Genomic DNA, 20760 nt, shown 5'->3' with positions numbered 1-20760 from the left:
CATGGACACCCCCCGCCAACCCGAGCCGCAGCCCCCGAAGCCCCTGGCATATGCAGCAGAGCCGACCCTGACGGGCTGGCAGCGCTGGGTACCGGGCTGGCGCGTGCTGCGTCACTACCCACCGGGCTGGCTGCCCAGGGACCTGGTCGCCGGCCTGGTGCTCACGGCCATGCTGGTACCGGTCGGCATCGCCTACGCGCAGGCCTCGGGCGTACCGGGTATCCATGGCCTGTATGCCACCATCGTCCCGCTGCTGGCCTATGCGGTGTTCGGGCCCAGCCGGATCCTCGTGCTGGGCCCCGATTCGGCCCTGGTGCCGATCATCCTGGCCGTGGTGCTGCCGTTGGCGGCGGGCGACCTCGGGCGCGCCGTTACCCTGGCCGCCGCCATGGCCCTGGTATCGGGGTTGATCTGCGTGGGGGCGGGGCTGTTGCGGCTGGGGTTCATCACCGAGCTGCTGTCCAAGCCCATCCGCTATGGCTACATGAATGGCATCGCCTTGGCGGTACTGGTCAGCCAGGCGCCCAAGCTGTTCGGGATCTCCGGCCAGAGCACCGGGCCGTTGCGCGACACGGTGCAATTGGCGCGTGCGCTGCTCGAGGGCAAGGCCAACTGGCACGCCTTCGCCCTGGGGGCGGGCACCCTGGCGATTATCCTGCTGCTCAAGCGTTGGGAGCGCTTGCCGGGCATTCTCATCGCGGTGGTGGTCGCCACGCTGGTGTCCGGGTTACTGGGCCTTGAAGCGGCACACGAGGTGAAGGTGGTCGGCTCGCTGCCCCAGGGCTTGCCGGGCTTCGAGTTCCCGTTGATCGGCTTTGGCGACCTGGCCACGGTGGTGATCGGCGGCGCGGCGGTGGCGCTGGTGTCGTTCGCCGACACCAGCGTGTTGTCGCGTACCTATGCCGCCAAGACGCGCACCCAGGTCGACCCCAACCAGGAAATGCTCGGCCTGGGCCTTGCCAACCTGGCGACCGGGTTGTTCCAGGGCATCGCGGTGAGCAGCAGTTCCTCGCGGACCCCGGTCGCCGAGGCGGCAGGGGCCCGCAGCCAACTGGCCGGGGTGTTCGGTGCGCTGGGCGTGGCACTGTTGCTCCTGTTGGCGCCTGACCTGTTGCGCCACCTGCCGCAAAGCGCCTTGGCGGCGGTGGTGATCGCCGCGGCGCTGGGGTTGTTCGAGTTCAAGGACCTGGGCCGGATCTACCGTATCCAGCGTTGGGAGTTCTGGCTGTCGATCACTTGTTTCGTGGGCGTGGCGGTGTTCGGCGCCGTGCCGGGCATCGGCCTGGCGGTGGTGATCGCTGTGATTGAATTTCTCTGGGACGGTTGGCGCCCTCACTATGCCGTGCTGGGCCGGGCCGATGGCGTGCGCGGCTATCACGATGTGGCGCGCTACCCCCATGCCCGGCGTGTGCCGGGGCTGGTGCTGTTCCGCTGGGACGCGCCGTTGTTCTTTGCCAACGCCGAGTTGTTCCAGCGCTGCGTGCTGGAGGCCGTTGCCCGGTCGGGCGACACCATACGGCGGGTGATCGTGGCCGCGGAGCCGGTGACCAGCGTGGATGTCACCTCTGCCGACATGCTGGTGGAACTGCAGCAGGCCTTGCGCGAGGCGGGGGTGGAGCTGCATTTCGCGGAAGTGAAGGACCCGGTGCGGGACAAGCTGCTGCGCCTGGAGGTGCTCCGCCATATCGGCAACGACATCTTCCACCCCACGGTGGGAGCGGCGGTGGAAGCCTACCTGGAGGACCATGGCGTGGACTGGACGCCCTGAGTTATTGCAAACAGTCTGCTTATCCTGTGGGAGATTCTATGGTGCTGGACAAGCTCAAATGGCCTTAGGTTGGTTTAAAACTTCTCAGCTGTATAAATACGGCCCAAGCTCCGCTTGCTTCGTGGGAGATTCTATGGTTTTGGGCAAGCTCAAACTGCCTTCGACTGGTATTCACTACCGCTTTTCAGCAGAGCGAATGCCAGCCGTGCCAGTTTGCGGGCAAGCATGACCAACGCTTGAGTCGTGCTAAAACCACGCGCTCGTTGAGCCTCATAAAACGCTTTCCAAGCAGAGGTGCGACGAGCCGACATCGCCGCATTGTGAAGTAACCGACGCGCCTCGGGATCGCCTCGTTTAGTGAGCTTGGAGAGCCCTTTCTTTTGTCCTGATTGGGCCACTCTTAAATCCATCCCGAGAAAGGCGATAAAGGCATCGCTATTCTTGAATTCTCCACGCTGATAAGACGTGACCAACCGGGCTGCGGTCAGAAAACCAATGCCCTCGATCTTCATGCACCGTTTGACTAGTGACATCAGCCCTGCCTCTTCGAGCAAATCCTTGATTAACTTCTCGAGCAGCAGCTCAAGCCTTTGCATTGATGCCAGGTGATTGTTAAACGCGGTCTTCAGCATGGGCTCATTGGCCCAGCTCTGGGTAAGTGCAGTACGAGCCTGCACCACGCCTGCGCGCCGTCTAAAGAGACTCAAAAGCCGACGATAGAGCGGTGGTGGGGGTGTCCATGGATGCAAGTCTTCGCATTCATTGCGCAGGTAGCGAGCCAACAGACGGGCATCGATAGCATCTGTTTTGGCTCTAACGTTAATGCCTTTGCGGTAATGGCTGAGTGCGTAACCATCGACCAAGTACACGGTGCACCCCGCCTCGTAGGCCAAATCCGCAAACAGTACGTGGTAAATATTGGTGGCCTCGATGGCTATGCGCACCCGAGCCGGCAGTGCCTTCAGCCATTTCTTGATCTCCGGCTTGGTATTAGGAATCGTGATCAGTTGATCGCGCTCCTCGTTGAAGATCACCAACTCACTCTTGGCGACATCAACACCGATAATCGCTTCGGCATTAGGTTCCGACATTGCCATTGGGCATGCTCCCCGATAAGGTTTGAGTACTTGAAGGGACCCACCCAGCGGCGCAGGCTTGTTACTTTCGTCGGTCGAGCCGGAAGTATTCTTTATCGGCGCTTGGGTGGAAGGGAGGCGGGGCGAAATCTCCCACGGTCTGTACTGCGGCAACAGTCAGAAGCTGGCGTTGTCCCTCCTCCCCCCTTCAAGTCCTACCATACAAGCTGGCGACAGCCTGCGATGGGCCGCAAAGCGGCCCCTTGAGTCTGGAGGGGCTCCTCCGTTTGAAGGCTTGGGGCTGCTTTGCAGCCCATCGCAGGCTGTCGCCAGCTCCCACCGAGAGTGCTGCCGCTCTCAAGGCTTGCGAAATCCCTGGAAGCGGGCGCAGGGCTACTGCGCGGTATCGATACTCACCACCACGGACATCCCCGGGCGCAAGCGCTTGGCTTGCGGCTGGTCGGGGTCGACGGTGATGCGCACCGGGATGCGCTGAGCGATCTTGACGAAGTTGCCGGTGGCATTGTCCGCCTGCAGCAAGGCGAACTCCGAGCCGGTGGCCGGCGAGATCTGCTGCACATGCCCGCGCAGCTTGAGGTGGTTCAGTGCATCCACGGTGAAGGTCGCCGGCTGGCCGATGCGCACATTGGCCATCTGGGTTTCCTTCATGTTGGCGATTACCCACAAGGTATCGGGCACCAGCGCCATCAACTGCGCGCCGGAATTGACGTACGCCCCCAGGCGCGTGCCGATCTGCCCCAGCTGGCCGTCGCGTGGTGCCGTGACCCGGGTGTTGTCCAGGTCGATGCGTGCCAGCTCCACGGCCGCCTTGGCGTTCTCCACCGAAGCCTCCAGGGACGCGTGGTTGACCACCACCGTTTCGCGGTCCTGGCGAGCGATTTCCAGGGCCGCCTTGGCCTGTGCCAGGCTGGCCACCGCAGCGGCATGGCTGGCCCGGGCCAGGTCCAGCTCACGGCGTGACACCGAGCCGTCGCTGACCAGGGCCTGGTTGCGACGCAGGTCAGCGCGGGCCTTGTCGGCCTGGGCACTGGCGTCGGTGATGGCCGCCTGGCGCTGGGCGATGGTGGCTTCGGCACTCTTGCGTTGTTGCAGGTTGTTGGCCAGGGCCGCCTGCTGCTGTTTCAACTGGGCGATGGCCTGGGCCAGGCGCTGCTTGTAGATGCGGTCGTCCAGTTGCACCAGCAGGTCGCCACGCTTGACGAACTGGAAGTCATGCACCGGCACGTCGACGATATAGCCGGCCAGTTGCGGCCCGATGATCGTCACCTGGCCGCGCACCAGGGCGTTCTCGGTGCTCTCGATGGCGCTGCCGAACGGCGGCAGGCGCCAGGCATAGAGCACCAGCAGCACGCCAGCCAGGGCCACGCAGGCGAAGCTGATCGAGGAGAGGATACGCACCCGCCGGGTGCGCACCTGGCTGCCGGGCTCGCTGGGCGGCGCGGTGCCTTCGGGTGTTTCGGCTAGGGCGGTGGTGGTCGTGGACTGGGTCGGTTGGGTCATCGGCTCGAAGCATCGCGTGAGGTGTCAGGGGCGGCAGCGGGCCGGGTGTACCAGAGCCAGAAGCTGCGAATGAGGATCCAGATCATGGTGGCCACGGCAATGCTGCCGATCAGCATGAAGACATCGTTGTAGGCCAGGATGTTGGCCTCGCGGGTGGCCGCGTTGGCCAACAGGCGCGTACCGACCTCGCTGCGCAGGCCCGGGTCGGCGATCACCCCCGCGTAGCCGGCGCCACCACTTTGGACCCGAGCGTGGACCAGCGGTTCGAGGTAGCTCAGGCGGTCGACGATATGGCTTGAATGGAACTTCTCCCGCGCCGTCTGGAACGTGCCCAGCAGGGCCGCGCCGATCAGGCCGCCCAGGTTGTTGCAGATCCCGAACATCACCGAGAAGCTCACCAGGTTGCGCGGGTTGGTGCGCACATGGCTGATGCCCAGGGCCATGGACGGGCCGAGGAAGAAGGTGCTGCCGAAGGCCAGCATGAACTGGCTGAGGTACATCTGGTGCGGGCGGGTAAGGTTGCTCGAACTGCTGTCCATGAAGGCCCCGGCCGCCATGGCCGCCAGCGAAATGAACAATGGCGTGACCAGGTGCGCGGGGTTGATGGTCAGGGCGCTGGTCAGCAGCCCCGTGGCCGCGCCCAGCAGCATGACCCAGTACAGGCTGCGCATCTGTTCGCTGCCCAGGTTCAGCGCCTGCAGGAAGCCCACCGCGCCGGTGGATTGCTCGGAAGTGACCATGCGGATGAGGATCACGCACAAGGCCAGGCGCACCACCGCGCCACTGCCCAGCCAACGGGTCATCAGCAAGGGGTTGCTGCGGTTGTGTTCGATCGCCAGCCCCGAGCACACCAGGGCGATGGACGCTGCCAGCGCGACCCCGATCCACGGCGCCTCCAGCCACCAGTCGATACGCCCCAGGGACAGCACGGCGCAGAGCAGGGCGGTGCCGCTGGCCATCAGCGAGAAGGTCAGGAAGTCCAGGGGCTCGAAGGTCTTGAAACGATCGCCCGGCGGCAGCTTGAGCAACAGTACGCAGCCCAGCGCGGCCAATGCCAGGCCCAGTTCGAACATGTACAGGCCGCGCCATTCGGCGATCTGCAGGAGGTCTTCGGAGAACACCCGGGCCAGCGGCACGGCCAGCTGCGAGGCGCCCAGGCCCAGCACCATGGCCTTGAGGCGCCACTGCGCCGGGAAGGCCTGGATCATGTAGTAAAGGCCCAGCGAGCTCAACGCCGCCCCGACCATGCCGTGCGCCGCACGCACGGCAATGGCCGAATTGAGGTCGTTGACGAACAGGTGGGCGAAGGTGACCAGGGCATAGAGCACCAGGAACACCTCGGTGAAGGCACGCAAACCGAACTGCTGGCGGAATTTCACCAGCAGCAGGTTCATCGACACGTTGGTCATCACGAAGGCGGCAGGCAGCCAGGCCATTTCCGCACTGGTGGCGCCCAGTGCGCCTTGCAGGAAGGTGAGGTTGGCGGTGACCAGCGCGTTACCCAAGCCCCCGGTGATGGCCACCAGCAGCCCGACCAGGCCGTAGGCCAGGCGTGTGGCAGGCGCATGCAGGGGCGTGGAGGGTGAACCAGGAAGGCTGGGCTTTTCGTGGGGGAGCCACTGACGCGGCGCGTATTTGTCCATTCCTGATACAGCCCTGGGTTCGCGTGGAAAAAACTCTACGCGACTGGAGAGGGGGTTGGAATACCTGTGCTTGAGTCAAACGAGCCCGGGGCTGTCATGCAGCCCATCGCGGGGCAAGCCCCGCTCCTACAGTGGCCCTGCAACCCGCTACCTTGTGGGAGCGGGCTTGTCCCGCGATGGGGCGCGCAGCGCCCCCGATGGAGCCGATGTTTTCCCGGATATCATCGCGGAAGAGGAATAGTGACGATCAACATCTGTTCGTCATTGATCCAGAACAGCTGCCTGGCAGACCCCGAAATCAGCAGCTTCGAGCAGGGCGAATAGCCCCTGGCAAGGTATTCCCGTAGTGCGTCATGATCTCGTTCTATTGGCATGGATTCTCACTTGGTTTCGAGGGGGCGTGATTATTTCTCTCCAGGCAAACGAATTTTCAAGCCATTGCCCGATTGCTCGGCAATGTAATAAACGTGAATTAAGGCCTCGGCGAGCGCTTCGTCTGTGGATTCGAACTCTTTGGCAGCAATAGCTCCAATCGTGAGCCTGTGAAGCTTGGATTTATCCTTTTTGGTACCGTCGAATACGGCCCTGATGTATTTTAATTGATCAATCACGGTCGCATACACCGGAAAGCCAGGGGTACGGTTTTGCCGATCGATTGTCAGCGAGAGTGCTTTGTCTACATACTCGAGTGGTGTGGTTGGTTTCATCAGTCACCTGGGCTTACCGGCAGCCTGAAAGGCTCTTTCTGGGTAGAAGATCTCTGCCTTGCTCTGACGAGCGTCTGGAAGGGTTGAGGTCGTACGGACCAGTCATCCAGCGCAGGCGCAGATATGCTGCGCAGTACAGAAGTTCTCTCTAGTGTCGGATTTCGTCAACATCTATCTGTGTGGCACTAGATGGCCGTGCCCCGATTTTTTCCCGGCTTGATGATCAGCAATTCATCGAGTTGTCTTTTACGGCATTTGATGACGAAAGCCAGAGCCGCATCAGGGTCATCCATGAAGGCATCAAACATCGCTGGAGCGATGGCGTAATACTCTTCGTAGCCAACCATGCCGTTGCTGACAGGGAGCGAAACGTAATACTGACCAGCGTCTTCTTCGATGCCGATGGAGAACATGTGCTGACGACTGATGAAAAGATCTTTGAATTTCATAGGAGCCTTCAAAAAAGGGGGCGGTATTGAACATCTCGGCGGCAATACCCGCCGCGTCTATGACGGCCTCACTGTTGCCGTTAGGTAGCTTGCCACCAGGGATCCAGAACTCATTAGGACCGGCTTTATTTCCTATGGAATCCGCAGATTCAACTGCTTCGGATCAGGGATGTCTACCCGGACCAGTGCATTGGTAACAAAGAAATTCTCAGGCAAGCCAAGGGCTTGCTCCAAGGCGCGCTTGTCACCTGCTGCCCTGACCAGGAGCTCGGTTGCTTCGTGGCCTGGCATGATGAACGACGTACCATCTCTCTGCGCAATGCCGTATTTCTCAAGGTTGGTCTGGGGCGTGAAGCGTGAGGCACCATGTTTCGACTTGGTATGATTTCAAGTGTATATGCTTCATCCTTGTCTAATCGTGATTTTTGTTTTTGGCTTGGAATTTTTTAAAGGAGCTCCACTCCTCTCCATCAATCAATGCCATGTAAAAATTCGCAAACAACTCGCTGAGATTACGGTCGTCCTGTAAGTTGGTTTCCGGTAAGTAGCGGTAGCCAGGTATGTCTCTAGCCTCCATGGGGGTATGGATTTCTCCATTTTCAGCTTTCGATAAGAGGCCACATAGGATGTTGAGCATGATCTTGGCATCAGGTTTTTGATCTTCGAGAGCCTCAAGTTTTTCACGAAGCGCTTTAGCAGTAACTTTCAGTGTGTGCGTGTTCATTTTCTACCCTAGGGTATATATTCGCGTGTCCATAAGGTCAGTGTGACCAATATGGCAAGTGTGGGTGCTATGTAAATCATTGACCATAGTGTCAGCTTGTCGAAGCTAAGCCTTGCTGCATTTGCATGTCAAAGCGTTGCATAGTATGGTTGCAGATCGACAGTGCCATAGCTGCAGCGCCATGAAGCCATGGTTCAAACTCTTTTAAACGTATCCCATAGTAATTGTCGGATGTCGTTGAGCTTGATATTGGTCGCTACTCGTTCGTCAGCAGTTTCAGCGTCGACATAGATGTCTGAAAATCCGGATTTAGATATTGCTAAAGTTTTATAAATGGCGGCTGCCTGTTCCCAGGCAGCTCCGTCTTGTCTTGAGGTGTCATGCAGAATATTGATTATTGATTCAATTCCACTGTCGAAGTTATAGCAGCGCTCTTTATGATAGATATTCTTTAGCGTTTCCAGTTGCTTGATGATTTCGCTGTTGTTCATTGTGGCCTCATTTTATTGGTGTGTGGGCTGTCCAAGTAACTCTACCCCAGGCATTCCCCAGGGCTCTCGTACAAAAAATTGCACGAGGAGCGAATCAATTCGGAGCGCCCTTGGGTCAGGAGGAGTGTCGTTCGCTGCGGGCGAAACCATTACGGTCGCCCGTCAACTTGAATGCATATATTTTTATTCCCTACGCGCTTGCACGGCGACTTTTCATTGGAGTATGAGTCGGGTTTAAAACAATATCGATCGTCATTGACCCAGTATACTTGCCAGGCGGATCCTGAAATCAATAATTTCTGACAAGGCATATATCCGCGTACCCATAGGGTCAGTGTGACCAATATGGCAAGTGCGGGTGCTAGGTAAACCATTGACCACAGCGTCAGCTTGTAAGAGTTGTGCTGAAAACGAAATAGACGCGTGTTAGAGGGCGGGTCGAACTTTTTTGCATGCCAGCATGCGTATGTCGAGGTAATTACAAGTATCGGGGTGACCGTGCACATGGCAATGAGCATAAAGCCCAGATACGGGGTTTCGACGATGGGCGCGTTTCTAAAAAGCCTGCCGAATAATGGGAGTACATCGCTCGCCAGCCAATAGGCTGAAAGCGAGCCTAACGCCACGGTGAACAGACAAAAGAAAAAAGTGACAAGACGAAATAAGTGGGGCGACCGTTCGTGAAATTCGTAAGGTTGGCGTGTCGTCATCGATCAGCGAGCCCCGGACGTAATCACCGCCCGTCTACCTGGATGCAAACATCCTTGCCATCGATGACCTTGCACGGCCAGTTGTCATTGATGTAGTGATCCGGCTTGAAGCACACCCGTTCGTCATTGACCCAGAACAGCTGCCAGGCAGACCCGGAGATCAGTAGCTTCGAGCAAGGCGAATACCCCCTGGCAAGCAGAGCCAGGGTAGTCAGGACCATCACTGCAGGTACCACATACAGCAGCGTCTTCAATGACAACCCGAACATCAAAGTCTGGAAACGGTGCAGCCGTGAAGCGGGAGGCGGGTCGAACTTCTTGCCGGTCCAGGCGCAGATCGCGCTCCCGACCAGCAGAATGGCCAGCGCGGGAGGCGCCATGAGCAACCCGAACGCCAAGTATGGCGTTTCCACGACGGGGGCGCCGCGCAGGAGCCTGCCGTACAGCGGGAACAGGTAATGGATATAGGCGTACACCGAGATGGCGCCGACCAGCAGAAATGCAATGAGCATGATCACTGCCAGCACTCTGATCTTCACTACCGTAGGCTCCGCTGCCATCTGTGGAGAGGGTGCTTTCATCGGCGGAGCTTAGGCGGATCGAAGGGCATTTGACCCAGTTGAAGCGCTGATCCCGGTGAATGCAGCGATGGCGACCCTCGCTCATAAAGCCCTGTCATTCGTATGACCTCCATAGGCAACGGGTGTTGGCTTTGATGGTGTTCCCGTTGTTCGTCATGATCTCATTTTATTGACATGGATTCCCACTTGGTTTCGAGGGGGCATGATTATTTCTCTCCAGGCAAGCGAATTTTCAAGCCATTGGCCGATTGCTCGGCAATGTAATAAACGTGAAATAACGCCTCGGCGAGCGCTTCGTCTGTGGATTCGAACTCTTTGGCAGCAATAGCTCCAATCGTGAGCCTGTGAAGCTTGGATTTATCCTTTTCGGTACCGTCGAATACAGCCCTGATGTATTTTAATTGATCAATCACGGTCGCATGTACCGGAAAGCCAGGGGTACGGTTTTGCCGATCGATTGTAAGCGAGAGTGCTTTGTCTACATACTCGAGTGGTGTGGTTGGTTTCATCAGTCACCTGGGCTTATCAGCCTGAAAAGCTCTTTGCTCCGCAGAGCGTCTGGAAGAGCTAAGGTCTTACGGACCAGCCCTCTTAATATTCACAACCATAGGCTCTGTAAGCTTTGCAGAGGAGGCGGGCTTCAGGGAGCGGATACGCTGCTCCGTGATTGGCGCGCTTTTTGCTCTTTTTGCTGTTAGGCGAACGACCAGAAAGACGGTGCTGCGGCAGTTCAAAAGGAGCTGATAAGTCTCTATTCACTCATGTTGATACACAACATTTTACCCTCTACATTTTTGCAGGGCCACCCGTTTTCTGTATAGCTATCAGGGGCGAAGCAAAAACCAGGGTGGCTAACCCAATAGGTTTGCCAAGCCGAGCCAGATTTTCTGAGTTGAGGGCAGTTCGTATAGTCTAGTTTGTTGAGCGCTACTGTTGTGAGAATAGCCGCGAGCGGTGCAATCACAATTAACGAATAGATTGAGGCTTTTAGCATGCCGGTCTGGAATTTTGCGAGCGCAGACTTACTGGCTGGCGCAAATTTTTTCCAGTGCATATTGCGAATGCACTGGCGACTGTACAAGCGAGCATGACCGGCGGCGCCATGATCAGGCCAAAAGCCATATAGGGAACTTCAATCGCAGAGGCACGGCGCCATAGCTGTCCGTACACTGGCAATACGTGTGCTATCAGCCAATAAACGGAAAATACGCCGACGCCGGCGCAAATCGCGAGCGTCAGTGCTGCGAGTAGCCTGAATTTGATGGACTCAAAAGATAGGGCGCTAGCTGTCATCGTTGCGTGCTCAAAATTTTGGGGGGGTAAAGCTTGGAATTCGCGGAAGGCTAGGTGCTTTGGGCCAACGGAAGTCCGGGGGGCTTGGGGTAAGTTGAGAGGGAATTTTATCAAGCAACCATGATTTTGCTTCGTCGAAGGCGGTATCAATGAGGGCGTCGGTGAAGCTGTTGATAGTGATTTTTATAGTGATTTTTGTAGCTTTCAAGAGCGCGCGTGTCGATAAATTGAATTTTTTCAGTCATCTGCTGAATATGCTCAATAGAGTAACTCAAGGGCTTGTTCCATGATGGGCATGCGGCGGCCCCAATGGCGCCGATTAGAATTATAGCCCATCAACCTGAATGCAAACTTCCTTGCCGTCTATGACCTTGCAAGGCCAGTGGTCATTGATATAGTGATCCGGCTTAAAGCACACCCGTTCATCATTGACCCAAAATAATTGCCAGGCAGACCCCGAGATTAGCAATTTTGGGCAAGGAGAGTAGCCGCGCACAAATAGCGCAACCGTAGTTAGAATTATGGCGGCGGGTACAACATAGATTAACGTTTTGAGTGACAGGCTGAACATCTTATTCTGAAAGGCGTACAGCTTGCTGCCAGTAGGAGGATCAAATTTAGCACCGCTCCAAATGCATACCACCATTGCTACTAGTCCGATGAGAATTGTTGGTGGCGCCATCAACAAGCCGAACGCCAAAAAAGGAGTTTCTACGACAGGGGCGTTGCGGTATAGCCTACCGTAAATCGGCAGTAAGTGATTCCAAAAGGAGTATAAAGTCAACGCTGCGACCAAAATAAGCGCTATAGCGAAGCCAAGGGCCAGCAATCTAAGCTGAGCTGGGGCTAATCCGGTTGACAATGATGCGTTTTTTTTCATTGAAGAATCCTGGGGAAATTAATGTTCGGCAGGGATGGCATTTGCGGTGCGCTAGGCCATGATGGCCGGGGGAGTTCATCAGGCTGTATTTTGCGTATAACCCAATTTTTTGCGTCTTCATACAGGCTTTCCGCAATATTAGATGCGATATCGCTTACGGCGTTCTCGGCATATTTCCGTAGATCTTTAGGCCTTATTTTTTTAATTTGGTTGCGGATTTTTTCAACATGCTCAACCGCGTAGCGAAGCCCCGTTTTGACTGCATTCTTGATCCCGAAATGGTTATCTAGCACATTCAGGCCAATACCGACCGCGAATACGAAAATCGCGCCGAATGCCACTGGGGCTATGGCAGAAGTTACCAATGCTCCTGCCGCAACAGCTGCAGCATATCCTACCGCAGTTGCGATCCCCGCTTTAACCAGCTCCACTCCGACGCCACCGAAAAGGTCTGTCCAAATGCGTTCGTCGCTATATAGCCATTCTGCAACCTCAATGCCGACGGATACCCAGCAGGAAAGTTTAAATCCTTTTACAGTGGATCCGCGGATGCCATATTTGCCAATGCCTAGTTCTACCAGCTTGGGATTTGCCAACTTATAGCGAGTTCCTTTTAAGCGATTTCGAAGGCCGGGGTAGCCGGTAAGTATTAAGTAGTCGATCCCGTTTCTTGTGGAAATACGGACTTTTGTACCCCAGCCGCCGATGTCATGAAGCAACAACGCGATACTTCTTGCATCATTCCCTGCCATCGCTGCGGGAACCGCCCAGTTGGTATTCACTAGAGGATGTAGCGTAGCTCCATATCCTGTACCTAGTGCGGACTTAGCGTTATCAAGAAAATTGGAGGCCGTACGAGAGCACAATTGAGGCGACTGGGTTGAGCTCTCCATTCCTCGCTGAAGAGAATGTCGACGAAAATAGTCCATGGTCATGACCACCATTTCTCGGTGGTTCTCATCCAACGAACAATCCAGTTGATTAAGCGTGCTCTCGTTAATGCACATTGCGAGGATCTCCCTGATTTGCGGCATCGGCCTCAATGGCCAGTGCAGAAGAGTACACCGCTGATATATCCAGGGGCAAATCAGCAATGTCTGCGTTGAGTTCTTAAAGAGGTGGTCGGAGTGGTGTCAATATGGCATCATTTGACAGCGCTGCTGAACAACGCTTTCATTAAAAGATTTCCAGCTTGATGCAGGATGCATTGGTATGATTACGGACGCCCTCGAGTCGATGCTCACCCAGCATCAACGCCTGTTCACTTTCGATTCCCCCTTGCCCCCGGAACAAGAGCTGCAGCTGCTCAGCTTCAACGGCCGGGAAGCGATCTCCGAACTGTTTAGTTTCCAGGTAGAGCTCATCTCCCAGGATGCCCGCATCGAACTCAAGAAACTGATCGGCAAGAAGGTCACCCTGGGGATCGCACTGGCCGACGGCAGTACCAAGTACATCAGCGCACATGTATCGGACTTCGTGCATACCGGCGCCGATGGCGGCATCGCCAACTACACCGCCGAGCTCGTGCCCTGGATCTGGATCCTCAGCCGCCGTCGCGACTCGCGCATCTTCCAGGACAAGACCACCGAGCAGATCGTCAAGGAAGTCTTCGCCTACTACCTCACGCTGGCGGACCATGAGTTCCGCCTAAGCCAGCCGCTCAAGCCGATCAGCTATTGCACGCAATACCAGGAATCGGACCTGAACTTCGTGTTGCGCCTGCTGGAGCAGGAAGGGCTGTTCTTCACCTTCCAGCACAGCCAGGAAGGCCATCGCATGATCATCAGCGATGACAGCAGCATGCTTCCCCAGCTCGAGCGCCAGCCGGTGATCCGTTATCACAGCGCATCGGTGACCGAGACAGCCGACTCGATCACCTCCTGGTCCGCGGCACGCCGCTTCCAGCCGACACGCCTGACGCTCAAGTCGTTCGACTACAAGCAGCCCGGCAACCCGCATCTGGTCCAGCTCAATTCGGTCAACCAGCAGGGCGATATCGGCCACTACGAAGTGTTCGAATACGAAGGCCTTTATGGGTACGCAAATGCCGACGAAGGCATGCGCAAAGCACGCCATCGCCTCGAAGCGATGGAGGTCAACGGCAAGACCTTCAACGGTGAGAGCAACTGCCGAGCGATGGAGCCTGGGCATTATTTCGAGCTGACCCAGCACTACGACCATGACAACGATGCCCCGGACGATCGACAGTTCCTGATCCTGTCGGTCAACCACTGGGGGCAGAACAACTACGCCAATGATGGCGAAGCCGGTTATCGCAACGGGTTCACCTGCATCCGTCGCAAGATTCCATTCCGGCCTGAGCTGCATACCCCGCGCTCGGCCATTACCGGCCCGCAGACCGCCATCGTCGTCGGGCCTCCTGGCGAAGAAATCTATACCGATGAACTGGGCCGGGTGAAGTTGCAGTTCCATTGGGACCGCAACGGCGAATTCAACGACCAGAGCTCCTGCTGGGTACGCGTCGCCCAAACCGGCGCCAGCGGCGGCTTCGGTAGCATCCAGATCCCACGCGTCGGCGACGAAGTGGTGGTGGTATTCCTCGACGGCAACCCGGACCGTCCGCTGATCATGGGCAGCCTGTACAACACGTCCAACACCCCGCCATGGTCGCTGCCGGCGAACAAGACCCAGAGCGGCTTCTTGACCCGCTCGACGAAAGGCGATGGCGGAACCGCCAACTTCTTCCGCTTCGAAGACAAGGCCGGCGCCGAGCAGATCATCATGCACGCCGAGCGCAACATGGACACCGAGATCGAACTGGACGAGACCCATGATGTGGGGAACAACCGGACGATCACGGTGGGTGGGGCGCATACCGAGACGGTCAAGAAAGATACCGTGGTGCAGGTCACCGAGGGCTCCTACACCCTTCAGGTCGACAACCAGTTCATTCAGGTGGCGGCCAAGCAGCACATCATCCTGCAGGTAGGCGACAGCAGCATCAAGCTGACCCCGGAAGGCATCGAGATCAAAGGCAAGGTCATCACCACCAACAGTACCGACCTCACGCAGATCACCGGCGCTCCCGTACGGATCAACGACTGAGGCGGGTAGAGATGAGCAGGACGTCGATCTACGACCGCATTTCCGCCAAGCGCGAAGCCCAACAGGAAGCCGCCCGCCTGGCCGAGCTGGCGCAAGCCGCCAGCGTACCGGAGCCAGTGGTCGAGCCGGAGCCGGTACCTGTCGCGCTGCAGAATGTGGCCAGCGGTTTCACCTTTGGTGGTTTCACGCTGCAATTTCCAGTCGGCTTTCGTTTCCGCGACATCCAGACCACCCTCGAACATGAAGGCGAGCCGGTTACCTTGAAGATCCGCCGCCGCGATGTCCGCTCTCGGCAAACCCTGGAGCAGTTGTTCGAGGCTGCGATCCAGGCGTTGCGTGAATTGAACCCGCAACTGCGCGTGATCCGCCAGCGTGACTGCTACGTGGCCGGCAGCCCGGCCAAAGCCGTGGATTTTCACTTCAATGCCGGCCATGAACCCCGACATGGGCGGATGGTCGGGGCACTGGTGCCGGTCGAGGGTAGCGACTCGCTGCAATGGCTGGATATCTCCTGCGTGATCGACCCGACCCGACCGAGCCTCAGCCAATGGCTGACCGACTTCGACCGTATGCTCGACGGCCTTGCATTGCGCTGACCCGAACGTTTTTCGTTATCAGGAATTTTCATCACATGGACTATGAATTGCAGGAAGGCGGCATCACGCTGCCGGCAGGTTTCGAGGACCGTACGGTCAACATGTTCGTTCTAGGGGCCAGTGTTCCAGCACCGTTGAGCATCACCATCTCGCGGGACACCCTGCTGCCGGACGAAGCCCTGCAAGCGTATGTGGATCGCCAGGTCAAGATGTTGACCTCCAAGCTGCGCGGCTATACCCGCATGGGCAACAAGCCCGTCTCGCTTTCCACGACCGCGCCGATTCCCGGCATCCAGATCGACGCCTACTACATGAACCAAGGGCGCCCGCTGTACCAGCGTCAAGCCGCCTTCATCATCAGCCCCGGGCGTGCATTGATCTTTTCGACCACTGCGCAGGCCGATTTCAGCCCTCAGCAAAACCAGGACTGGGACAACCTGCTGGCCAGCTTCACCCCACGTAACCCCGACGTCACCAGCGCCGAGCCCGGCGAACAGGAGTAACCCCTCATGTTCGAAGCGGCCAGGTTCGGCGACGAGATTTCGCACACCAGCGCGCTGGGGGGCTTCCTGATCGGAGCGGCCCTGGGGATCGCGCTGGTGGCCACGGTGGCCATCGCCACGTTCACATGCGGGTTCGGCGTGGCCTTGCTGGCCGGTCTCGCGGCAGGTGTAGGGGGCAGCTTACTGGTTGCCGCAGGGGAGGCGATAGGCAAAATGTTCTCATCCCCCTCAGGGACGATAACCACTGCCTCCCCCAACGTCTTCATCAACAGCCGCAAGGCCGCCCGCGTCGAAAAAAGCATCGGTGCCTGCGACAAGCACCCAGGGCCGGTGCAGATCGCCGAAGGCTCGACCAACGTCTTCATCAACAGCGTGGCCGCCGCACGCAATGGCGACAAGCTGACTTGCGGCGCGACCATTACCAGCGGCTCGGACAACGTCATCATCGGCGGCGGTACCTACCGTTACCTGCCGGTAGATGATGAAGTACCTGAATGGCTACGCACCACCGTCGATGTGCTGATGGCCATCGCGGGTGCTGCCGGCGGTATCGCGCAGTTGATCAAGGCCGGTAGCCAGGCCGGTATGAAGGCCATCATGCCGTGCGTGGCCAAGTTCACCGCCGGGTTCGTGGCCGGCGAGGTGGCCAGCCGTTATGTGGTCGGCCCCGCGATCGAGCGTGCCGTGGGCGGCCTGGTGGGCAACCCGGTCGACCTCACGACTGGGCGCAAGGTCATTCACGACGAAGTCGATTTCAACCTCCCGGGCCTCATGCCGATCGAATGGTCGCGCTTCTACGCCAGCGACCTGACCGTCGACAGCGTACTCGGCCGTGGTTGGGTGCTGCCTTGGGAGCAGAGCCTGCGCCGCAGCGGTAGCTTCATCTACCTGACCGACAACCAGGGCCGGGAAGTCCCCTTCGTCACCCTGCAACCAGGCGAGCGCATCTACAACCCCCACGAGCAGGTGTACCTGGTGTGCACCGAGGGCGGCCACTACCTCCTGCAGACCCTTGACAACCTGTTCTTCTACTTCGGTGAAGTGCCAGACACCAACACCGAAGTCCCGCTGCAACGCATCGAGAACGCCCTCGGCCACTTCCTGCATTTCACCCGTACACCCGAAGGCAGGCTGACCGACATCAGCGCCACCGGCGGCACGCGGGTGCACCTGCACTATGACAACCCGCTGGGCCGGCTGACCGACATCAAGCGCGTGGTGAACAACGAAGCGGTGGAAACGCTCACCCAGTACCGCTACGACGAACACGGCCAACTGAGCGAAGTGATCAACCGCAACGGCGATTCGGTGCGCGGCTTCACCTACGCCGAAGGGCTGATGACCAGCCACAGCAACGCGCTGGGCCTGGGCTGCCACTACCGCTGGGAAACCATTGGCGACAAGCCGCGCGTGGTGGAGCATTGGACCAGCGACGGTGAGCACTACCATTTCCGCTACGACCTGAGCGCCCGCACCAGTTGGGCCACCGACGTGCTTGGCCGCGAGCTGGAAGTGCAGTACAACGCCGACCATCGCGTGGTCGCCAGCCGGGACTATGGTGGCGAGCGCTATGCCATCGAGCTGGACGAATACGGCAACATGATCGGCCTGGGCCTGCCGGACGGCAACAAACTCGCCTTCAAGTACGACGAGTTCGCCCGCCTGCTCGAGGAAACCGATCCGCTGGGCCGCAAGACCACCTACGAGTATCACCACCTGACCACCCTGGTGACCCAGGTCAGCTACCCGGACGGCAGCACCTGGCGAGCGCGCTACGACGACAAGGGCAACCTGCTCGCCGAATTCGATGCCCTCGGCCAGATGACCGAGTACCTGAACAGCGACGATGGCCTGCCGCATACCATCATCGACGCGACCTACAAGTCCAAGTACCTGTGGTGGAACACCCAGGCCCAGGTCGAGCGTTACCAGGACTGCTCGGGCAAGAGCACCTACTACCGCTACGACGAGCGCCAGCACCTGGTCGCCGTCACCGACGCGCTGAACCAGACCACCACGCTGGAGCGCAAGCCGGACGGTGAGGTACTGAAGATCACCCACCCGGACGGCACCTCGGAAACCTTCACCTACAACGTCTATGGCCAGGTGCTCAGCCACACCGACGGAAAGGGCCAGACCACCCGACTGCTGCGCACGGCCCGGGGTTTGCCGAGCAGCCGCCAGGATGCCAAGGGCCAGCGAATTCGCTACGAGTACGACAAAGCCATTCGCCTGACCGCGTTGGTCAACGAGAACAACGCGACCTACAGCTTTGCCTACGATGAGTCGGACCGGTTGGTCGAAGAAGTACGGGTGGATAATCTGACGCGTCGCTTCACCTACAACGAAGGTGGTCATCTCGTTCGCCTGGATGAGATTGGCTATGGTGAGCGGGGCGAGCGTCCGGAGCGTTGTACGATGTTTGAGCGCGACGCTATTGGCCGATTGATGGTAAAAATCAATGACGATGCGCGTTACGATTACTCTTATGATTGCGACCGATTCCGGAGTATTAAGCGACAAATACGCAACGGTAGGAAGTCGGATGTCGACGATGAGACGTTGGAGTTTAACTATGACCTGCTCGGGCGTCTGACCGAAGAAACCACTATTCATGGTAAGTTGAGATACGAGTACGATCCGCTCAGCAACTTGACCACGCTAACATTACCGGATGGCCGCAAGGTCAACTACCTGTACTACGGCAGCGGACATCTGCATCAGCTGAATCTGGACGGCCAGGTAATCAGCGACATGGAGCGCGATGACTTGCACCGCGAGGTTTATCGGACCCAGGGCAAGCTCACTAGTTGCTTTGGCTACGATGCGAAGGGGCGTAAGGCCTGGCAGTTCGCGTCGACCTTGCCAGCCGACAAGCTCTCGCAGGTTCACAATACCGGTATCAATACCTCATTGCTGCTGGAGCATGCCTACAACCCGATTCACCGTCGTTATCAGTACGACCCTGCAGGCGAGCTGGTACGCACGCTCGACAAGCTGCGCGGCGAGATCAGATACGAATACGAAGCCAACGGCCGGTTACGCAGTCGCGATACCGGCTCGCTGATTGGTAGCGAAGAGTTTCGTTACGATGCGGCGGCCAACCGCTTAGACTTTAATGCGCGCCAGTTCGCCAAGGTCAAGGACAACCGGATCAAGCAGTGGCGGGACCAGGAATACAGCTATGATCCCTGGGGCAACCTGATCGAAAAGCGCTCGGGGCATAGCAAGCTGCAGCGGTTTAGCTACGATTGTGAGAACCGTCTGGTACGCGCCGAGACGCTGCGTAATGGTCAGCTGGAAAGTCGGGGTGAATACCGCTATGACAGCTTGGGGCGTCGAGTAGCGAAGCAGTCAGAAATCAACGGTGAAGTCGAACAGAAGCGCTTCCTGTGGCAAGGGCTGCGGATGCTGCGGGAGGAAATGCCGGGACAGAGTATTCTGTATTTCTATGAGTCGGGAAGTTACGCGCCCTTAGCACGTGTCGATCAGGTCGAAGGGGAAGGGCAGAAAGTCTACTACTTCCATACTGACCAGATCGGTACGCCGCTGGAGCTGACGGATAGCGAAGGTGAGATTGTCTGGCAGGCGACGTATCGCTCGTGGGGGGCGATTGAGCAGCTAGCCGTCAATGAGGTCGAGCAGAATCTACGCTTCCAAGGGCAGTATTTCGATTGTGAAACGATGCTGCATTATAATACGTTCCGCTATTATGATTCGGAGGTGGGGCGGTTTATTAGTCAAGATCCTATAAGTATATTGGGCGGGGTAAACTTATATAATTATGGTGACAATCCATTATTATGGATAGATCCCTTGGGATGGGCTGGGGATCCTGCCAATGCTACTCATATAACTTACGAAGGAATAAAAAACGGTAAGCCATATGTCGGATATGCTAGTAAGCCGGGGCTAGGGCATTCAGCTGCAGATGTGCTGAAATATAGGTATCCAAATATGGATCATTTCGATGTGGAACCCCAGGCTGTTTATCGCGGCGATGGACAAGAGGGTAAAAATATAGCTCGCGGTCTTGAGCAGCGAATATTTGAAGATCGAGGAGGTTTGGATGGAACATCGAACAAGCAGAACCCGGTGGGGATAGGAAACCGAAATAGGGATGTATATTTAGCTGCAGCAGACGCACATCGAGCAAAAATCACGGGTGGTAACCAAAATATAGCGAAAGGAGCAGCCGGATGTTAAAGTCGGTTAAATGGATAGAAGATCAAATTCTCTGTGTTCAAGTTGCAGACGGGGTTTATAGCCTTGCTCAAATGCGGAAAAATTCTCTAATGGAATTTTTTGATGTTTTTCAAACCAATCAAGACTGGACGGGTATTGATTTAAATAAAAAAGACATTCTGTTTTGTCTTTTTGTAGCAGAAAAAAAATTGAAACCAATATTTTTGTCGGTGGTGTCGCCAGAGCAAGTTGCTCCCAATGGTAGGCCGATAAAAAAAATGATGTTGAGCGCTGCGTTTGACCGGGGTGTGCAAGGTGGCGCGAGACTAATAGAGCTGACAGATAACTATGAAAGTTATGGCGCAAAAGTTGTAAAGGATGTCCTGTCCGTACCTGATGATATTGAGGAGATTTATGGGAACGAGTTATGCGGGATGTATGGAAATCCTGAGAAAATAAAAAAGCGCCTAAGAAACTACTTCGAAACAGGTGTTAATTGGGATGAGTCGAAAGAGTTTTTGTTTAGTGGGATTAGTGCTCCTCCACCAAAAAAAACATGATATTTTT

18 protein-coding genes are annotated in these 20760 nt (G+C 57.2%); 6 read left to right on the top strand and 12 right to left on the bottom strand.

Annotated elements, in window-relative coordinates:
* Nucleotide 1: 1 nt before the first annotated feature.
* Nucleotides 2-1768 (top strand): SulP family inorganic anion transporter, encoded by a 1767-nt coding sequence (locus ACXHGZ_RS10575; protein ID WP_480463747.1) that lies wholly within the window; start codon nt 2-4, stop codon nt 1766-1768.
* 149 nt (nt 1769-1917) lie between these two features.
* On the opposite strand, the gene ACXHGZ_RS10570 is transcribed toward ACXHGZ_RS10575, so the two are convergent.
* The 12 genes from ACXHGZ_RS10570 to ACXHGZ_RS10515 form a co-directional block, all read right to left on the bottom strand.
* A complete protein-coding gene (locus ACXHGZ_RS10570; RefSeq protein WP_480464020.1) occupies nt 1918-2859 on the bottom strand; it encodes an IS110 family transposase in 942 nt (313 codons plus the stop codon).
* Nucleotides 2860-3237: 378 nt separating this feature from the next.
* Complete coding sequence (locus ACXHGZ_RS10565) at nt 3238-4365, bottom strand: HlyD family secretion protein (RefSeq protein WP_224455794.1); 1128 nt, start codon at nt 4363-4365, stop codon at nt 3238-3240.
* Complete coding sequence (locus tag ACXHGZ_RS10560; protein ID WP_368828931.1) at nt 4362-6008, bottom strand: MFS transporter; 1647 nt, start codon at nt 6006-6008, stop codon at nt 4362-4364. Before ACXHGZ_RS10560 ends, ACXHGZ_RS10565 begins: the two co-directional genes overlap by 4 nt.
* Before the next feature lie 404 nt (nt 6009-6412).
* Nucleotides 6413-6715, bottom strand: a complete 303-nt coding sequence (locus ACXHGZ_RS10555; RefSeq protein WP_480463745.1) for an immunity protein Tsi6 family protein — start codon at nt 6713-6715, stop codon at nt 6413-6415.
* On the bottom strand, nt 6715-6825 hold the full coding sequence (locus ACXHGZ_RS10550) for a hypothetical protein (RefSeq protein WP_480464031.1): 111 nt from the start codon (nt 6823-6825) through the stop codon (nt 6715-6717). The genes ACXHGZ_RS10555 and ACXHGZ_RS10550 overlap by 1 nt, the downstream gene beginning before the upstream one ends.
* Before the next feature lie 75 nt (nt 6826-6900).
* Nucleotides 6901-7164 (bottom strand): hypothetical protein, encoded by a 264-nt coding sequence (locus tag ACXHGZ_RS10545; RefSeq protein ID WP_480463744.1) that lies wholly within the window; start codon nt 7162-7164, stop codon nt 6901-6903.
* Nucleotides 7165-7576: 412 nt separating this feature from the next.
* Complete coding sequence (locus tag ACXHGZ_RS10540; RefSeq protein ID WP_480463743.1) at nt 7577-7888, bottom strand: hypothetical protein; 312 nt, start codon at nt 7886-7888, stop codon at nt 7577-7579.
* A gap of 194 nt (nt 7889-8082) precedes the next feature.
* Complete coding sequence (locus tag ACXHGZ_RS10535; RefSeq protein ID WP_480463742.1) at nt 8083-8379, bottom strand: hypothetical protein; 297 nt, start codon at nt 8377-8379, stop codon at nt 8083-8085.
* A gap of 733 nt (nt 8380-9112) precedes the next feature.
* A complete protein-coding gene (locus ACXHGZ_RS10530; protein ID WP_480464030.1) occupies nt 9113-9622 on the bottom strand; it encodes a hypothetical protein in 510 nt (169 codons plus the stop codon).
* 254 nt (nt 9623-9876) lie between these two features.
* A complete protein-coding gene (locus ACXHGZ_RS10525; protein ID WP_480463741.1) occupies nt 9877-10179 on the bottom strand; it encodes an immunity protein Tsi6 family protein in 303 nt (100 codons plus the stop codon).
* A gap of 1109 nt (nt 10180-11288) precedes the next feature.
* A complete protein-coding gene (locus ACXHGZ_RS10520) occupies nt 11289-11843 on the bottom strand; it encodes a hypothetical protein (RefSeq protein WP_480463740.1) in 555 nt (184 codons plus the stop codon).
* Nucleotides 11840-12772, bottom strand: coding sequence for a hypothetical protein (locus ACXHGZ_RS10515; RefSeq protein ID WP_480463739.1), 933 nt, complete (start codon nt 12770-12772; stop codon nt 11840-11842). The genes ACXHGZ_RS10520 and ACXHGZ_RS10515 overlap by 4 nt, the downstream gene beginning before the upstream one ends.
* A gap of 283 nt (nt 12773-13055) precedes the next feature.
* Here ACXHGZ_RS10515 and ACXHGZ_RS10510 point away from each other — a divergent pair, with 283 nt between their 5' ends.
* The 5 genes from ACXHGZ_RS10510 to ACXHGZ_RS10490 are packed head-to-tail and all read left to right on the top strand — an operon-like array spanning nt 13056 to nt 20753.
* The gene (locus ACXHGZ_RS10510) at nt 13056-14909 is read left to right on the top strand and encodes a type VI secretion system Vgr family protein (RefSeq protein WP_480463738.1); all 1854 of its coding nucleotides are present in this window, start codon (nt 13056-13058) and stop codon (nt 14907-14909) included.
* An 11-nt stretch (nt 14910-14920) separates the two neighbouring features.
* A complete protein-coding gene (locus ACXHGZ_RS10505) occupies nt 14921-15505 on the top strand; it encodes a hypothetical protein (RefSeq protein WP_480463736.1) in 585 nt (194 codons plus the stop codon).
* 35 nt (nt 15506-15540) lie between these two features.
* Complete coding sequence (locus ACXHGZ_RS10500; RefSeq protein WP_224455784.1) at nt 15541-16008, top strand: DcrB-related protein; 468 nt, start codon at nt 15541-15543, stop codon at nt 16006-16008.
* A 6-nt stretch (nt 16009-16014) separates the two neighbouring features.
* The gene (locus ACXHGZ_RS10495) at nt 16015-20214 is read left to right on the top strand and encodes an RHS repeat-associated core domain-containing protein (protein WP_480463735.1); all 4200 of its coding nucleotides are present in this window, start codon (nt 16015-16017) and stop codon (nt 20212-20214) included.
* On the top strand, nt 20208-20753 hold the full coding sequence (locus ACXHGZ_RS10490) for a DUF8309 domain-containing protein (RefSeq protein ID WP_480463734.1): 546 nt from the start codon (nt 20208-20210) through the stop codon (nt 20751-20753). The genes ACXHGZ_RS10495 and ACXHGZ_RS10490 overlap by 7 nt, the downstream gene beginning before the upstream one ends.
* Nucleotides 20754-20760 lie beyond the last annotated feature (7 nt).

It is taken from the genome of Pseudomonas shiyinii (genome assembly GCF_056725765.1).
This window is presented reverse-complemented; position numbering and strand designations above follow the sequence as displayed.

Excerpts from the sequence above, each read along its gene's own strand:
- ACXHGZ_RS10540 (WP_480463743.1), bottom strand. The coding sequence starts at position 7,888 with ATGAACACGCACACACTGAAAGTTACTGCTAAAGCGCTTCGTGAAAAA.
- ACXHGZ_RS10520 (WP_480463740.1), bottom strand. The coding sequence starts at position 11,843 with ATGAAAAAAAACGCATCATTGTCAACCGGATTAGCCCCAGCTCAGCTT.
- ACXHGZ_RS10560 (WP_368828931.1), bottom strand. The coding sequence starts at position 6,008 with ATGGACAAATACGCGCCGCGTCAGTGGCTCCCCCACGAAAAGCCCAGC.
- ACXHGZ_RS10490 (WP_480463734.1), top strand. The coding sequence starts at position 20,208 with ATGTTAAAGTCGGTTAAATGGATAGAAGATCAAATTCTCTGTGTTCAA.
- ACXHGZ_RS10495 (WP_480463735.1), top strand. The coding sequence starts at position 16,015 with ATGTTCGAAGCGGCCAGGTTCGGCGACGAGATTTCGCACACCAGCGCG.
- ACXHGZ_RS10545 (WP_480463744.1), bottom strand. The coding sequence starts at position 7,164 with ATGAAATTCAAAGATCTTTTCATCAGTCGTCAGCACATGTTCTCCATC.
- ACXHGZ_RS10570 (WP_480464020.1), bottom strand. The coding sequence starts at position 2,859 with ATGTCGGAACCTAATGCCGAAGCGATTATCGGTGTTGATGTCGCCAAG.
- ACXHGZ_RS10510 (WP_480463738.1), top strand. The coding sequence starts at position 13,056 with ATGATTACGGACGCCCTCGAGTCGATGCTCACCCAGCATCAACGCCTG.
- ACXHGZ_RS10505 (WP_480463736.1), top strand. The coding sequence starts at position 14,921 with ATGAGCAGGACGTCGATCTACGACCGCATTTCCGCCAAGCGCGAAGCC.
- ACXHGZ_RS10515 (WP_480463739.1), bottom strand. The coding sequence starts at position 12,772 with ATGGACTATTTTCGTCGACATTCTCTTCAGCGAGGAATGGAGAGCTCA.
- ACXHGZ_RS10500 (WP_224455784.1), top strand. The coding sequence starts at position 15,541 with ATGGACTATGAATTGCAGGAAGGCGGCATCACGCTGCCGGCAGGTTTC.
- ACXHGZ_RS10525 (WP_480463741.1), bottom strand. The coding sequence starts at position 10,179 with ATGAAACCAACCACACCACTCGAGTATGTAGACAAAGCACTCTCGCTT.
- ACXHGZ_RS10565 (WP_224455794.1), bottom strand. The coding sequence starts at position 4,365 with ATGACCCAACCGACCCAGTCCACGACCACCACCGCCCTAGCCGAAACA.
- ACXHGZ_RS10535 (WP_480463742.1), bottom strand. The coding sequence starts at position 8,379 with ATGAACAACAGCGAAATCATCAAGCAACTGGAAACGCTAAAGAATATC.
- ACXHGZ_RS10555 (WP_480463745.1), bottom strand. The coding sequence starts at position 6,715 with ATGAAACCAACCACACCACTCGAGTATGTAGACAAAGCACTCTCGCTG.
- ACXHGZ_RS10575 (WP_480463747.1), top strand. The coding sequence starts at position 2 with ATGGACACCCCCCGCCAACCCGAGCCGCAGCCCCCGAAGCCCCTGGCA.